General features: G+C 69.9%; 10 protein-coding genes. 6 read left to right on the top strand and 4 right to left on the bottom strand.

What is annotated here, in order from left to right; all coding sequences use genetic code 11:
* Positions 1-22: 22 nt before the first annotated feature.
* On the bottom strand, positions 23-1,885 hold the full coding sequence (locus N5K27_RS05920; RefSeq protein WP_279815199.1) for a tannase/feruloyl esterase family alpha/beta hydrolase: 1,863 nt from the start codon (positions 1,883-1,885) through the stop codon (positions 23-25).
* A 202-nt stretch (positions 1,886-2,087) separates the two neighbouring features.
* Here N5K27_RS05920 and N5K27_RS05925 point away from each other — a divergent pair, with 202 nt between their 5' ends.
* The 5 genes from N5K27_RS05925 (at position 2,088) to N5K27_RS05945 (ending at position 6,467) form a co-directional block, all read left to right on the top strand.
* The gene (locus N5K27_RS05925) at positions 2,088-2,729 is read left to right on the top strand and encodes a phosphoribosylanthranilate isomerase (RefSeq protein ID WP_087839217.1); all 642 of its coding nucleotides are present in this window, start codon (positions 2,088-2,090) and stop codon (positions 2,727-2,729) included.
* 70 nt (positions 2,730-2,799) lie between these two features.
* Entirely contained in the window at positions 2,800-3,999 is a 1,200-nt protein-coding gene (gene trpB, locus N5K27_RS05930) for a tryptophan synthase subunit beta (protein ID WP_279815202.1), read from the top strand.
* 11 nt (positions 4,000-4,010) lie between these two features.
* Positions 4,011-4,886 (top strand): tryptophan synthase subunit alpha, encoded by an 876-nt coding sequence (trpA, locus tag N5K27_RS05935; RefSeq protein WP_087839219.1) that lies wholly within the window; start codon positions 4,011-4,013, stop codon positions 4,884-4,886.
* Positions 4,883-5,752, top strand: coding sequence for an acetyl-CoA carboxylase, carboxyltransferase subunit beta (accD, locus tag N5K27_RS05940; RefSeq protein ID WP_087839220.1), 870 nt, complete (start codon positions 4,883-4,885; stop codon positions 5,750-5,752). Before trpA ends, accD begins: the two co-directional genes overlap by 4 nt.
* A gap of 178 nt (positions 5,753-5,930) precedes the next feature.
* Positions 5,931-6,467, top strand: a complete 537-nt coding sequence (locus N5K27_RS05945) for an acyloxyacyl hydrolase (RefSeq protein ID WP_087839221.1) — start codon at positions 5,931-5,933, stop codon at positions 6,465-6,467.
* A gap of 333 nt (positions 6,468-6,800) precedes the next feature.
* Here the strand turns inward: N5K27_RS05945 and moaA are convergent, their stop codons facing one another.
* Positions 6,801-7,904, bottom strand: coding sequence for a GTP 3',8-cyclase MoaA (gene moaA / locus N5K27_RS05950; RefSeq protein WP_279815206.1), 1,104 nt, complete (start codon positions 7,902-7,904; stop codon positions 6,801-6,803).
* Positions 7,905-8,033: 129 nt separating this feature from the next.
* Here moaA and N5K27_RS05955 point away from each other — a divergent pair, with 129 nt between their 5' ends.
* Complete coding sequence (locus tag N5K27_RS05955; RefSeq protein WP_132980448.1) at positions 8,034-9,593, top strand: hypothetical protein; 1,560 nt, start codon at positions 8,034-8,036, stop codon at positions 9,591-9,593.
* A 2-nt stretch (positions 9,594-9,595) separates the two neighbouring features.
* Here the strand turns inward: N5K27_RS05955 and N5K27_RS05960 are convergent, their stop codons facing one another.
* Together N5K27_RS05960 and bcsZ are read right to left on the bottom strand one after the other, a co-directional pair.
* Positions 9,596-13,972 carry a cellulose synthase subunit BcsC-related outer membrane protein gene (locus N5K27_RS05960; protein WP_132980449.1) on the bottom strand — a complete coding sequence of 1,459 codons (4,377 nt, stop codon included), beginning with the start codon at positions 13,970-13,972 and terminating at the stop codon, positions 9,596-9,598.
* A complete protein-coding gene (bcsZ, locus tag N5K27_RS05965) occupies positions 13,948-15,183 on the bottom strand; it encodes a cellulose synthase complex periplasmic endoglucanase BcsZ (protein WP_087840492.1) in 1,236 nt (411 codons plus the stop codon). The genes N5K27_RS05960 and bcsZ overlap by 25 nt, the downstream gene beginning before the upstream one ends.
* Positions 15,184-15,186: the final 3 nt, after the last annotated feature.

Here is a 15,186-nt window from a genome sequence, read left to right on the forward strand (position 1 = left end):
GCCGGCCGCCTGGCCGGGTTTCCTAGCGGCAGCTGTAGTTCGCGCCGTCGGTGGCGGAACCGCTGCCCTTGTAGGTGGCCTTTTGCGGGTGGACGCAGATCGGCATGCTGACGCTGGCATCGGCCGACTTCAACATCAGCGGTCCGGGCTGCGTGCCTTTCTCGACCCAGGCGACCAGGGCGTCGAAGAACTGGTTGGCCGCGGGCAGCGGCACGGTGTTGGCCGTGGCTGCCGGCCCCACGCTGCCGCTGACGGAGCCCACGCCGGCGCAGTGGCCCATGCCGGGAACCAGGTACAGCCGGTTGAAGGCCTGGACCGCCTCGATGCCGCCCATCTTGTCCGCCACGCGGCTCAGGTAGTTCAGCGAGCCGGCGGGCGTGATCAACTGATCGGCCAACCCGTGATAGCTGATGACCTTGCCGCCGCCGTCGCGCAGCCGCGTCAGGTCGGGATTGTCGGTGTTGATATGGCCGAAGGCCGCTTGCAGCGCGATGCCGCGGTCATAGGCGTTGGCCAGGTCGGCGTAGCTCATGTCCTTCCACTTGTCGGCGCCGTTGCCGGTCGCGTTGATGAAGGACGAGGTCGCATAGGCCGGGTTCTGCAATTCCAGCGCGACCATGTCGGTGGCGATGGTGAACGGGCGGGCGACCGGGGGCGTGCCCGAGGATCCGGCCAGGCCGCTGAGGTCGGTACCGCGCGTCAGGCCCCACCAGAGCTGCCTGCTGGCCAGCGTGGTGCCGCTGGCGTTGTCCGCCTGCGGGTCGGGGGCGCTGCCGTCGGCGGTCTGGCCGTACCAGATCTTGTTGATGGTACGGGCTTCGGCCAGCGAGACGCAGGCGGCGTCGGTGCTGGTGCCGACCACGCCGTTGCCGGCGACGCCCGCGCACAGCGCCGAGGCGTCGCGCGTCGGGTCGTATCGGCATTGGCCGGGATCGGCGATGAAGCCCAGGTGCTGGCCGCCCACCGTGTCGCAGGCGCTGACCGCGGCCGCGCTGACGCGGCGCAGCTTGTCGGCGGCGATCGGGCCGCCCAGGTCGCGCTGCATGGCCACCTGCGGATACAGCTCGTTGGTGATGAACCGGGTCCAGTTGAAGGCGGGCGCGCCGTTCAGGTAGCCGTCGTAGTCGTCCGGGTGTTCCTGGGCGATCTTGTAGCCCTGGCGGCCGCCGGTCGAGCAACCCTCCCAGTACGCGTACTGCTGCGGCTTGCCGTAGTACGCCTCGACCAGGGCCTTGGTCTTGACCGCGAGCTCGTGCAGGCTGCGTTCGGCGAAATCTCCCCACAGCGCGCTATTGATCGTGCCGTCCTCCTTCATCGCGAACGAGCCGTTGCCCGCGATGGCGTGGCCGGTGTCGGTGGTGCCGACCGCATAGCCCAGCGCCGCGGTGGCGGCGGCCCCGGCGTTGCCGATCTGCGTGGCCGAGGCCTGGCTGCCGCCGGCCCAGCCACCGCCGCCCAGGTTGCGGATACGCTGGTTCCAGTTGGCGGGCGTGGGCAGCCAGACCTCGAGGCCGATGCCGGGCGAGGTCGACGGTGCGCCCGCGGTGCCCGCATTGCCCGGACCGACCACCATCTTGACCAGGCACATGTCCTGGCTGGCCTTCGCCGGCGCGGGCGTGGCGGGAGTGTCCGCCAGCGCCAGGGCATCGCCCTGCCTGAACGCCTTCGCCAGGATGACCCGGGTATTCGCATCGGGTTTGAACGCCGTCTTCATGCTGTCGTCGCAGCTGAGCGTGGCCGAGAGCGAGGGAGGGGGCGGGGCGGGCGGATCGTCGCTGCCGCCACAGGCGCCCAGGGCGGCCAGCAGGCCCGCGGCCCAGGCGCGCGGTGGCAGGGTCGGGAGGGGGCGAAGGAGGGGGGAGGGATGCTGCTTCGGGCGTGCCATGATGATCTCCTCGGTAGGCAGCCGGGCTGCCGTCTTTCTTATGGGTGGAACCGCAGGCAGATGAACGCTTTCATGCAGGATAGTTCTTGTTTTTGTGATCGAATCATGCATATTGATGCATGATTGCTCAATCTAGGGCTTGTACCTAGCCTGCCCGACAGGCCGGCGACGGACGAAAGCCGCGGGGCGGTATGATGGCGGGATGTCCCGTACCCGTATCAAGATCTGCGGCCTGACCCGCGAGGAAGACGTCGCCGCCGCCGTCGGCGCGGGCGCCGATGCCATCGGCCTGGTCTTCTATCCCCCCAGCCGGCGGGCGCTGTCCCCGGCGCGCGCGGCCGAACTGCGGCGCCTCGTTCCGCCGTTCGTCGACGTGGTGGCCCTGTTCGTCAATGCCTCCGACGCGCAGGTCCGGGAGGTGCTGGACGTGGTCCGGCCCGACCTGCTCCAGTTCCATGGCGACGAGACGCCGCAGCAATGCGAGCGCCACGGCCACCGCTACCTGCGCGCCTTCCGGGTGGGCGGGCCGGGCATGGAAACGTCGCAGGCTTTGCTAAAATCGTGCCTACAGTACGGTTCCGCCGCAGGCTGGCTGTTCGACAGCCATTCCGACGGCTACGGCGGTAGCGGGAGAGTGTTCGATTGGTCTCTGGTCAGCAGCGAAAGCGCGCGTCCGGTCGTTTTGTCTGGTGGGTTGCATGCCGCAAATGTGGCGGCAGCCATTGAGTCCGTGCGCCCGTTCGCTGTCGACGTAAGCAGCGGCGTGGAAGAATCGCCAGGCATCAAATCCGCCGCCAAGATTGCCCAGTTCGTGGCGCAGGTGCGGCAAGCCGACGGCTATTGACGCCGCATTCCCCAATCCTTCCGGCGCGCGCCAGGCGCGCGGGCCGGGCTTCATAGCCGGGACCATCCCAGTGAAAACCTACGATTTCCCCGATGCGAGGGGCCATTTCGGCCCATATGGCGGCGTGTTCGTGGCCGAGACGCTCATGCACGCCCTGGACGAACTGCGCCAGAACTATGCGCGCTACCAGCACGATCCCGATTTCATCGCCGAATTCAACTATGAGCTCGAGCACTTCGTGGGCCGCCCCAGCCCGGTCTACCACGCCAGGCGCTGGTCCGAGGAACTGGGCGGCGCGCAGATCTGGTTCAAGCGGGAAGACCTGAACCACACCGGCGCCCACAAGGTGAACAACTGCATCGGGCAGGCGCTGCTGGCCCGCCGCATGGGCAAGCGCCGGGTGATCGCCGAGACCGGCGCCGGCCAGCACGGCGTGGCGACCGCCACGGTCGCGGCCCGCTACGGCATGGAGTGCGTGGTCTACATGGGCAGCGAGGACGTCAGGCGGCAGGCCGCCAACGTCTACCGGATGAAGCTGCTGGGCGCGACCGTCGTGCCCGTGGAATCGGGCTCGCGCACGCTGAAGGATGCGCTGAACGAAGCCATGCGCGACTGGGTGACCAACGTCGAGGACACCTTCTACATCATCGGCACGGTGGCCGGTCCGCACCCGTATCCGATGATGGTGCGCGACTTCCAGACCGTCATCGGCAACGAGTGCCTGGTGCAGATGCCCAAGGCCGCCGGGCGCCAGCCCGACGTCGTGATCGCGGCGGTGGGCGGCGGCTCGAACGCCATGGGCATCTTCCATCCCTACCTGCCGTACGACGACGTCGCGCTGGTGGGCGTGGAAGCCGCCGGAGAAGGCATGGAGACCGGGCGCCACGCGGCCTCGCTGGCCGGCGGCGCGCCGGGCGTGCTGCACGGCAACCGCACCTACGTGCTGCAGGACGCGAACGGACAGGTGATCGACACCCATTCCATCTCGGCCGGCCTGGACTATCCGGGCGTGGGCCCCGAGCATGCATGGCTGATGGACAGCGGCCGGGCGACCTACGTGGGCGTCACGGACGAGGAGGCCCTGGCGGCCTTCCATCACTGCTGCCGGATCGAGGGCATCATCCCGGCGCTGGAGTCGTCCCATGCCATCGCGCATGCGGTCCGGCTGGCGCCCACGCTGCCCAAGGACAAGATCCTGCTGGTCAACCTTTCCGGACGTGGCGACAAGGACATGCATACCGTCGCCGAACGTTCGGGCATCGCGCTCTGAGGGCGGTCTCCATGTCGTCATCCTCCCGTATCGCCGCCGCTTTCGCGCGCCGCGCCGCCGCCCCGGGCGCGTGCGCCCTGATTCCCTACGTCACCGCCGGCTACCCCACGCCGGCCAGCACGGTACCCATCATGCACGAACTGGTGGCCGCCGGCGCCGACGTGCTGGAACTGGGCGTGCCGTTCTCCGATCCCATGGCCGACGGGCCGGTCATCCAGCGCTCCAGCCAGCACGCGCTGGAACAGGGCGTGGGCCTGCGCGACGTGCTGGCCATGGTCAAGGAATTCCGCCGCACCGACAGCCAGACGCCGGTGGTGCTGATGGGCTATGCCAACCCCGTCGAGCGCATGGGGCAGGCCGCCTTCGCCGCCGCCGCCCGGCAAGCCGGCGTGGACGGCTGCCTGGTGGTGGACTATCCGCCCGAGGAAGCCGGCGAATTCGGCGCATTGCTGGAAGAACATGGCGTCGACCCCATCTTCCTGCTGGCGCCGACCACCACCGACGAGCGCATCCAGGCCGTGGCCCGGGTCGCCCGAGGCTACGTGTACTACGTGTCGCTCAAGGGCGTGACGGGCGCCGGCCACCTGGACGTCCGGGACGTCTCGCGCAGGCTGGCGCACATCCGGCAGTTCGTCTCGCTGCCGGTGGGCGTGGGCTTTGGCATCCGCGACGGCGACAGCGCCCGGGCGCTGGGCGCCGAGGCCGACGCCGTGGTCATCGGCACCCGGCTGATCCAGGAAATCGACGCCGCCGCCCAGGGCACTCCCCCGGAACGACAGCCCGAAATCTGCGCTCGCGCAGCGGGGGCATGGTTGCGTACAATCCGGGGGGCGCTAGATGCCCCGCCTCCGGGCGGGGCCTCCCAAGAATCAAGGAAATCCGCATGAGCTGGATAGAAAAACTGCTCCCTCCCCGCATCAAGACCACCGACGGCTCTCCGCGCCGCGTGCCGGAAGGCCTGTGGGTCAAGTGCCCGTCGTGCGAGTCGGTGCTGTACCGCGACGACCTGGTCAAGAACCTGAACGTCTGCCCCAAGTGCGAGCATCACATGCGCATCGGCGCGCGCCAGCGCATCGACGCGCTGCTGGACGCCGAGGGCCGCTACGAGATCGGCATCGGCACGCTGCCGGTGGACAGCCTCAAGTTCAAGGACACCAAGAAGTATCCCGACCGCCTGCAGGACGCCATGGCGCAGACCGGCGAGACCGACGCGCTGGTGGTCATGGGCGGCGCCATGCACACCCTGCCCGTGGTGGTGGCCTGCTTCGAGTTCGAGTTCATGGGCGGTTCGATGGGCTCGGTCGTGGGCGAGCGCTTCGTGCGCGGCGCGCAGGCCGCCATCGAGCAGAAGGTGCCGTTCATCTGCGTGACCGCTTCGGGCGGCGCGCGCATGCAGGAAGGCCTGCTGTCGCTGATGCAGATGGCCAAGACCACCGCCGCGCTGACGCTGCTGTCCTCGCGCAAGCTGCCGTTCATCAGCGTGCTGTCCGATCCCACCATGGGCGGCGTGTCGGCCAGCTTCGCGTTCATGGGCGACGTCGTGATCGCCGAGCCCAAGGCGCTGGTCGGCTTCGCCGGTCCGCGCGTGATCGAGCAGACCGTGCGCGAGAAATTGCCCGAGGGCTTCCAGCGCGCCGAGTTCCTGCTGGAGAAGGGCGCCATCGACATGATCGTCGATCGCCGCAAGATGCGCGAGGAGATCGCGCGCCTCCTGGCGCTGCTGACGCAGCAGCCTGCGGACGCGGTGGCCTGAGGCAGGAAAGAAACTGCGGCTAGTCTGCAACGCGACCGGTCATCGGTCGTATGCAGATGTAACGGGTTTGTTATAGTCGGAGTTTCCTTTCCCTCTTTCCGCGGGGGACCGCATCCTGCCCCCGCGGGGCAGGCGATCTTGGCGGTGCCCGCGCGAAGCTTCACAGGCAGCCGATCCGATGAAAAAAACCGCCCTAGCAGCCGCGCTTCTCGCTCTTGCTTCCTTCTCGGCCCACGGGGCCGATCCCACCGGCGGTTTCGCCAACGGCGGCTGGAGCGCACAGTACGGCGTGATCGACGGCAACCATCGCGCCACGCTCAACTACGAAACCTCGCCGCTCTGGCACATGAAGCTCGGCTCGACCCGCCTGGAGCTCGTGGGAGAACTGGGCGGCTCGTACTGGTGGACCTCGAGCGCGCTGCCGGGCTACGCCCGCCACATGTGGCAACTCAACGCCATCCCGATGTTCCGCTGGTGGCCCACCGAACGCTTCTACATCGAAGGCGGCATCGGCGCCACGGCCGTCAGCGAGACCAAGTTCCACGACAAGGACATCAGCTCCACCTTCCAGTTCGGCGACCACATCGGCGCCGGCTTCAAGCTGGCCGACAACATGCGCCTGGGCCTGCGCGTGTCGCACTTCTCCAATGGCGGCATGAAGAAACCCAACCAGGGCCTGAACCAGGTCCAGCTGAACTTCGCCATGGGTTTTTAGCCCCCCCTACGCGCTTCGCGCGCCCCCCAGGGGGCGATGCGCGTGGACCGGAAGGGAAGCCCACCCCACGCGGCCCATGGCCGCGCCCCTCAAGGGGCGGCGCTGGCGGACCGGCAAAGCCGGATCCGCTGCGCCCTGGGCCTGAACCGATCGCGAATACAAGAGCGGCCTTGCATTCTATGCAAGGCCGTTTTTATTGAGCCCAAGCGGCTGCCAGCAGTATCGCCGTTCTCCGCCAGCCCGTTGGTACCCCAGGGCACAGCGGATCCGGCTTTGCCGGTCCGCCAGTGCCGCCCCCTGGGGGGCGCCCGTCAGGGCGTAGGGGGGGCTCCATCACCCTCCGATATAGCTCATTTCTATGCGGCCGGAGCGGGGGGTATCGGCGGAGCGGCGTTCGGAATAGTTGTCGGTGCGGGCCTGCCAGATGCGGGCGATGGCGGTGGCCAGTTGTTCATCGCTGGCGCCGTTGCGCAGCAGGGTGCGCAGGTCGTAGCCCTGGTCGGCGAACAGGCACAGGTAGAGCTGGCCTTCGGTGGACAGGCGGGCGCGGGTACAGGTCGAACAGAAGGCCTGGGTGACGCTGGAGATGACGCCGACCTCGCCGCCGCCGTCGCGATAGCGCCAGCGCTGGGCGACTTCGCCGGTGTAGTGGGGTTCCAGGGTCTCGAGCGGCCAGCGGGCGTCCAGGCGGCGCAGGATGTCGGCCGAGGGGAGGACCTCGTCCATCTTCCAGCCGTTGGATGCGCCCACGTCCATGTACTCGATGAAACGCAGCACATGGCCGGAATGGCGGAAGTGCGCGGCCATGGGTTCGATCTGGTCGTCGTTGAACCCCTTCTTGACCACCATGTTGACCTTGATGGGACCCAGGCCGGCCTCGGCTGCGGCATCGATGCCGCGCAGCACGTCGGCGACGGCGAAGTCGACGTCGTTCATGCGGCGAAAGACCACATCGTCCAGCGCATCCAGGCTAACGGTGACCCGGTTCAGTCCCGCGTCGGCCAGGGCGCGCGCCTTGCGCGCCAGCAGCGACGCATTGGTGGTCAGGGTCAGGTCGAGCGGCTTGCCGGATGGCGTGCGCAGCTCGGCCAGCCGGGCGACCAGGATCTCGATGTTCTTGCGCAGCAGCGGTTCGCCGCCGGTCAGCCGGATCTTCTCGACGCCGTGGGCCACGAACAGCCGCGCCAGCCGCACGATTTCCTCGAAGCTGAGCAGGGCGTCGTGCGGCAGGTAAGGGTAGTCCTTGCCGAAGACTTCCTTGGGCATGCAGTACACGCAGCGGAAGTTGCAGCGGTCGGTGACGGAGATGCGCAGGTCGTGCAGCATCCTGCCGCGCGTGTCCGCCAGTTGGCCGGAGGGCGCGATGAGGTCACTGGCGTCGACGGGAACAGGGCGGCGCGCGCGGTAATCGGTCAGCAGGATGGTTTTTTCGGTCACGGTGCGAAGGACGGCAACAGGGGCGGGACTGGCCCGCCATGTTCTGTAATACTACCCCATGGCACGGGTGGAGCCTGCATCGCTACAATGGCCGGCATCGCCGGAACGCGGTTCTTGCAAGGGAATGGGATGAGACGTGGACGGGGCCTGCTCGGGGCGGGCATGATGGTGGCGCTTGGCGCCTGCGGAGGCGGGGATTCGGGCGATGGCGGCGGCCCGGCCGCGGTGCAGCAGTATCCGGCGGGCATCTATACCGGCAAGGCCGGGCCGCTCGCCACACAGCGCGATTTCATCGGCATCGTCGACGGCGGCCGCAATGGCACCGGCGGCAATTTCTATTTTGCCCTGGATACCGGAACCAGCCGCGGGTACGACGGCCTGTACGGTGGCCTGAGCGTCACGCTGGCCACGTTGCGCGCAACCAATGCCACCTACTATTCCACGGTCGATGGAAAATTCGTCGCCAATGGGGTGACGGTGTCGGGCATCGTGACCGGCGCGGCCTCCGCCGAGAACCCCGGAGCCCGTATCAGCGGGAACTACAGCAACCCCGCGGGCACGGCCGCGGCCACGTCGTCGCCCCTGGTGCCGTTTACGCTGGATTACCGCGAGGATCTGTACGTGCGGGCGTCGTCGCTGGCGACGATGGCGGGTACGTACCAGGGGGGAGGCCCGTTCGGCGGAGCCTGGAACATGACGGTGGACACCGCGGGCCGCCTGACCGGCAGCAACAGCGGATGCGCCCTGACCGGCTCGGTGTCCACGCCGAATCCGGCACGGGGCGTCTACGGCATCGTGCTGAATCTCGCCGGTACCGGCTGCTCGCGTCCGGGTTCCACGCAAACGGGATGGGCGGTCCTGACCTACGACGCCAAGGGCGCCAAGAGCGGCATCTGGGTGTTCACCACCGATGCCGACTCCAAGGCGCTGAACACGTTCATCCTGAACGGCCTGGCCGACAACAGCGTCGAGCCGCCGGACCCCGCCACGCCGCAGTTCGCCGAAGGGTACTGGACGCCCACCAGCGGCGCTTTCGAGGGTGTCGTCACGCCCGACAGCTACTATTTCCTGTATCGACGCAACGGAGCGGGCTATGACGTCCTAAGCGGACGGCTGACGCGGGTCGCGGGCAGCAACAGCAAGATGACGGACGAGGCGGCGACGTTCTACAGCGCGCAGGGCACGACCGCGGCCACCTCGCTGAACGGGACCGTCATCGGCGATGCATTCACGGGCAGTTTCGCGGATCCGGCGGCGGGCAATGCCGCCACGCAATTCGCGATGGCGAAGGACGGCATCTATCAGGCCGCGCCCGCCAGGCTGGCGGCCGTGGCGGGCAAGTCCTACCAGACCCCGTCGCTGGAGCCGCTTTCCATGACCGTGAACGTGGCCGCCGACGGCGTGCTGAGCGGTTCGCGCGAGGCATGCCGGATCGTCGACAGTTCGACCGATGGCGGACCGATCAGCCGCATCGGGCCTTATCCGGGGATCACCACGCAGAACCTGTTCCAGGTGAAGCTGATATTCACCGGCGCGGCGTGCGCGGGGAGCGAGGACGGCATCGCGGTGGCCGTATATGATCCGGGCGCCCAGACTGCCAAGGGATTGCGGATCTTCACCCTGGGCACGCTGACCAGCAGCACGCAGCGCGTTGCCAAGGTGGCGCAGTTGGCGACCCCGGCCCCCTAGCGCTAGTTGCCCGGATACAGCGACCGGTACGGCGTAAGCGGATACGCCACCGGTCCGCTGTATGGATGGAAGGCATAGCGCAGGTACACGCCGCCCATCAACTGGCGGTAGTCGCGCGCGTTGTCCATCGCCAGTTGCCCTCCCAGCGTCAATTGCGGCGCGATCTGGTATTCCATGGCCGCGGCCAGGCTGTAGCCCAGGCCGGTCTTGGTCTGCCCCGGATAGAAGGCGCCATTGGCGTTGGAGGTCAGGCCGAAGGCCGCGGCATCGATGGCGGCCTGCTGGGCGGCCGATTGCAGCGAGCCGTTGGTCGGGAAGTAGGGCGCCGAATCTTCCTTGAAGCGCTGCACGCCCAGCGATCCCTTGACCAGGTAGGAAAGGCGGCCGCTGCGCTGCGTCCACGAGACGGGCACACTGGCGGCGAAGAATTGCTGCGGGCTGAAGTAGCCGCCGTGGCCGTAGGTGAAGTAGCGCAGGTTCTTGTCGTAGCCGATGCCGGTGAAGTTGACGCCCGCCGTCAGTTCCGAGTCGGGCGTGCGGACCAGCCGCCAGTACAGGCCGCCGCCGCCTTCCAGGCGGGTGTTGGAGGCGACGTTCTCGCCGGTCAGCGCATGGAAGGCGCCGTAGCCGTAGACGCCGTAGTCGCCGTTGTCCCAGGTCAGTTCCAGGCGGCCGCCGGTGGCTGAGACGCCGCCCCAGGTCTGGCCGGTGCGCGCGTCGCGCGCGCCGGCGAAGGACAGCAGGCTGTCGGTGACGGGGCGGCGGGAGACGTCGGCCGAGTACGAGACTTCGCTGTTGATCGGGCCCTTGAATTTGAGGCCGGCGTTGATGTCCGTGTGGCGAAAGCCGAGCGGCGTGGTGCCCACGTCGGCCTGCAGGCGCTCGGATTCGTAGGCCACGGCCAGGCCGACGCCCGACTGGCTTTGCGAACCGGCGCCGCCGGTCGAACCCGCGGCCTGCTGAAGCGCGGCGACGGGGCCGGCGCCGAAGCGGCTGGACGCATCGTAGGAACTGCCCGGGGTGCCCGCATCGAGCGAGACGGGCGTGGCGCGCAGGGCCATCCTGCCGTCTCCCACCGGGAAGCGGTATTCGATCGGGGCCTGGATGTCGGTCAACTTGCCCAGGCCTTCTTCGCCCTGGCGCGTGCGCACGGTGCCGCCCACCGTCAGCGCGGGGCTGCGGGCTTGCTGGATGTCGTTGAGTTCGTCCATGGCCGTGCGGGGCCGGTCGGCCTGGGCCGCGGCCGGATCCCAGGGCCGGGCCTGGGCCGGCTGCACGGCGTAGCCGCCATAGCCGGGCGGCGGCGTCTGGGCGGCCACGGGCGGGGCATAGTAGGGCAAGGCGGCCTGGGGCGCGGTCTGCAACGGCATGGGCACGTAGGCGGGCGCCGCCGCTTGCGCGGGATAGGGCGGATAGGCGGGCGCCGGGGCGGCATTGCGCGCGGCCGGTTGTGTGCCGGGTTTGCGGCTGCCGGCCGTCGTCCGCGCGGCCGGCGCGGCGGGCTGGGCGGCGGCCGGTGCCAGGTACTCGGCCGGCGTGGGCGGAGCGCTGGGCGCCGGCGTGCCGTAGGGCGTGTAGCCCGATGCCGCGGCAAGCTGCACGGGCTGGGCTGCGAATCGCGAGGCGCCCGCCGGCGGCGGGATGTAGGGTTGCGGCGCGCCGGCATAGGCGGGTTGCGGCGCGGCCTGGGCCGGCAGCATGGCCGTTTGCGCCGCCGCGTAGGCCGGAGCGGGGGCGTAGCCGCCCGCCATCGGCACCGGGGCCGCGCCCCCATAGGGGGCGGGCGCGAAGGGACGTGGCGCCAGGGTCGAGCTGGAGCGCTGGCCCGGCAGCCCGACGAAGGGATTGCCGGAGCGCCCGGGGGCGGCGCCGGGCTGGCCGTTGGCCGCATAGGCCGGCGCGATGCCGCGCTGCCGGTTCTCGGCCTGGACGGCCGCGGCGAAATACTGTTCGGCCTTGCTGGACTTGCCCTGCGCGCGGTAGAGCCGGCCGGCGGCGGTCAGCACTTCCGGATTCTGGGGCGCCTGCCGCAGCGCGTTGTCGAGCACGTTCTCGGCATAGCCGTATTCCTTGGCCGAGGTCGCCATCGACGCGGCGGCCAGCATGGTCTCGAGATTGCGCGGGTCCTTCTGCAGCAACTGGTTGTACAGGCCCAGCGCCTGCTGGTAGTCGCGCGCGTCGGCGTACATGCGGGCCAGGGCGCCGACCACCTGCGGGTCGTCGGGCCGTTCGGCCAGCAGCGGCGCGAGGGTGTCGTAGGCCATGACGAGATCGCCCGACGTGCGCAGGCCGTCGGCCTGCCGCACGATGTAGGCCACGCGGATGTCCTCGTAGCTCCTGCGCTGGGTCGGGTTCATGGTCTCGGACTGGAGCTGGCGCAGGATGCCCGCCAGTTCGACGTCCTGCCGGGTGCGCAGCAGGATCGCGGCGTATTGCAGCCGCAGGCCGATGTCGGGCCGCGTGGTGCGCGACAGCAACTGGCGCATCATGTTGAGCGCGCGTCCAGTGTCGCCGGCGTCGGTGTAGCCCAGCGCGATGGCGCCCAGCAGTTCCGGATCCTGGCCGGCCTGGGGCTCGGCCTGGGCCAGCAGCGCGATCGCTTCCTGCGCGCGTCCCTGCCTGGCCAGCTCGGCGGCATCGGCGGCCTGGACGTGCACCCAGGCGCGCTTTTGCAGCGCGGCCATGTCGCGGGTGCGGCTTTGCGCGGGAATGTTGTCGAGCGTGTTCAGCGCGCCGCGCCAGTCCTGCATCTCGGTGGCCAGCAGCGCGCTCGCGTACTGTGCCTCGGGCAGGTCGGGGTTGGAGACGAGCAGACCGTCCATGACGCCGCGGGCATCGTTGTAGGCGCCCATCTTCATGTACAGGCGCGCCAGGTCCAGCCTTATCCAGGGGCTGGTGGGATCGTTCAGCAGGGCGTCCTCCAGGGCCACCCGCGCGCCGGCATCGTCGCCGCGCTGCGCGGCCGCCTTGGCCGCTCCCACCGCCTGGGCGGCGCGCAGCCGCCCCAGTTCGCCGATCCGTTCCTGCTGCTGCGGGGTCAGCTTCTCGACCAGGGCCAAGGCCTGGTCGGGCTTGTTGTTCTGCGCCATTACTCCCACCAGGCCGCGCAGCGCGTCGGGATTGTCGGGCTGGCGCGCCAGTACGCGGCGGTAGGCCGCTTCGGCGGCATCGAGCTGTCCGCTTTCGGCCAGCACGTCGCCCAGGCTGTTCTGGCCGGTCGGTTCGGCCGGATCGAGTTTGATCGCCTGTTCCAGCGTGCGCCGGGCGCCGTCCAGGTCGCCGTTGGCGCGCTGGGCGCCGGCCTGGCCGATCTGACTCCAGTAGGCGGCGCTGTTCAGGGCCGAGCGCCAGCGGGACGCGGAACCCTGCCGCGAGGCGCGTTCCAGCAGGTCGCGCGCCTGGGTGAAGTTTTCCTGCCGCAGGCGGATCAGGCCCATCCCGCCCAGCGCGTCGCCGTCGGCCGGCCGTGCCGCCAGCACGGCCTGGAAATCGCTTTCGGCCTTGACCAGGTCGCCGTTGTCCAGCGCCTGGAAGCCTTCCATCACGCGGCGGCGCTGCGGATCCGCCGACACCGCGGCGGCCTGGCGGGTCTGCTGCTGTTGCCGCTCGATCTCGTCGAGCTTGGTCTTGACGCCCGTGTCGTCGGGATAGACGTCCAGATAGGCCCGGTACAGCGGGGCATCGGCCGGCCGCGTGCCGGCCCAGGCCAGCGCCTTGCGCCAACTGTCGGCGGCGGCCTTGCCCACATCCTGGCGCCGGGCCAGCGCGGCCAGTTGCTGGATGCCTTCGCGCCGGGTCGATTCGCGGTAGGTCAGGTGCTGGGCCAGCGCCAGTGCGATCTGCGGATCGTTGGGGGATTCGCCGGCCAGCTTCTGCAGGCCGCGGCGGGCTTCCTCCCAGCCTTGCGGGGTGCCGCCCAGGGTCTGGTAGTACTCCAGTGCCAGCGGGCCTTCCGGGGCCTTGCCGCCCAGCGCCGTCTGGTAGGTGGCCAGCGCCTGGTCGGTCTGGCCGCTGCGCGCCTGCTGGCGGGCCTGTTGCAGCACCTGGGCATTGCCGCCCAGGTCGATGGCCTGCTCCAGGCGGCCGATCAGCGGGCTGCCGGGATGGCTGCGCCGGAGTTGGGCCAGGTAGGCGCGGGCCTGCTCCGGGCGGCCGCCATCGAGTTCGATCTGGGCCAGGCCGTACAGCGCGTCGGGATGGTTGGGCGCGAGCCGCAGCAGCTTCTGCCACGCTTCGGCGGCGCGTTCGCCGTTGCCGCGCGACTGCCAGTACTGGCCCTGCTCGACCAGGACCTTCACGGGGTCGCTCTGGGCCAGCGCGCCGCCGTGCAGGGCCGCGGCCAACAGGCCCAGGATTACCGTGTTGTGGCGTGCTGACATGCCTTCTCCCAGCTCAGCTTGAGTGTCCCCGAGGACAGGAATCGATACCGTTGTTGGTCCCAGCCGATCCCGAACAGTCCCAGCACATGATCGTAATAGCGTGGCGCCTGTTCGGGCGGGGCCCGGGGATCCGCGGGCAGGCTGGCCTGGACGCGGGTCCGCTGGCGCTTGAGCTCGTCGCTCGCGCCGCGCGCCGCGAGATAGGGTAGCAGCGCCGCCGAAAAACCTACAGGGGCCTCGCCCTTGGCGGCGCCGGTGGCGGCGTCGACCGATTCGGGCGGCAGGCCGGTGGCGGCCGTGGCCTCCTGCATGCCGGAGAGGGCCTGCAGCAGTGTCTTGCGCGCGGGATCGCCGGCCGGGGTCATGCCCGCCCACAGGTAGTTGCGGATGGCGTCGTAGCTGCCGACGGCACCCTTCTCGGGGTCGGCCACGAAGCCCGCGGCCTTCCCCTCGGGGGCCTGGTAGGCGACCCAGTCGGCCACGAAGCCGCGCGGCGCGGTGGCCTGGATCATGCGGACGGTGTTGGCGGCGATGGCCTGCCAGGGACCGTCGCGGTCGATCAGGGCGAACCGCCGCAGCAGGGGCACGGGCAGGTAGCTGGGGTTGAGCCGCCACAGCGGGCCGGACAGCGCGAAGCCGGTGGGGCCGGGCAGCAGCATCCTGCCCAGGCCGGGCAGGTCGGCCACTTCGTCGGCGGCCACCCGCGCCAGCAGGGCGCGCGCATCGCGGGCGTAGTCGGCGCGGTTCCACAGGCGGCCGGCCTCGGCCAGCGCGTACACGAACCACAGGTCGGCGTCCGAGGCCGCGTTGGCGTCGATCACGCCCCAGCTTCCATCCTGGCGCTGGCCCCATTGCCAGGCGGGCAGGCGGCCGCCGATGTCGCCCGCGGCCAGGTTGTCGATGCTCCAGCGCCAGACGCGGTCGAAGACCGCGCGGTCGTTGGCGACCAGCGCGAAGAACATGGCGTAGGACTGGCCTTCGGACGTGGAGGGGCGCTGGGCGACGCTATGGTCGATGACACGGCCGTCGGCTTGGACGAAGCGGCGCTGGAAATCGCTCCACAGCGGCCAGTCTGCCGGTTGGCAGGCCTGGGCCCAGGCGCCCGCCGGCAGTATCGCGGCGAGCGCCGACAGCGCCGCCAACCGGCGCCGCCATCGCGCCGCCAGGCCGCGGCTCGGAGCCTGGCGCGGAGGCGGCAGGATCCCGGCCATGGC

It is taken from the genome of Pigmentiphaga sp. GD03639, from assembly GCF_029845405.1.
Classification (GTDB): Bacteria; Pseudomonadota; Gammaproteobacteria; order Burkholderiales; family Burkholderiaceae_B; genus Pigmentiphaga; species Pigmentiphaga daeguensis.

Bases quoted from the DNA above. Each gene is read 5' to 3' on its own strand.
- N5K27_RS05925 (WP_087839217.1), top strand. From the start codon at position 2,088: ATGTCCCGTACCCGTATCAAGATCTGCGGCCTGACCCGCGAGGAAGAC.
- N5K27_RS05920 (WP_279815199.1), bottom strand. From the start codon at position 1,885: ATGGCACGCCCGAAGCAGCATCCCTCCCCCCTCCTTCGCCCCCTCCCG.
- N5K27_RS05955 (WP_132980448.1), top strand. From the start codon at position 8,034: ATGAGACGTGGACGGGGCCTGCTCGGGGCGGGCATGATGGTGGCGCTT.
- trpA (WP_087839219.1), top strand. From the start codon at position 4,011: ATGTCGTCATCCTCCCGTATCGCCGCCGCTTTCGCGCGCCGCGCCGCC.
- accD (WP_087839220.1), top strand. From the start codon at position 4,883: ATGAGCTGGATAGAAAAACTGCTCCCTCCCCGCATCAAGACCACCGAC.
- bcsZ (WP_087840492.1), bottom strand. From the start codon at position 15,183: ATGGCCGGGATCCTGCCGCCTCCGCGCCAGGCTCCGAGCCGCGGCCTG.
- N5K27_RS05960 (WP_132980449.1), bottom strand. From the start codon at position 13,972: ATGTCAGCACGCCACAACACGGTAATCCTGGGCCTGTTGGCCGCGGCC.
- N5K27_RS05945 (WP_087839221.1), top strand. From the start codon at position 5,931: ATGAAAAAAACCGCCCTAGCAGCCGCGCTTCTCGCTCTTGCTTCCTTC.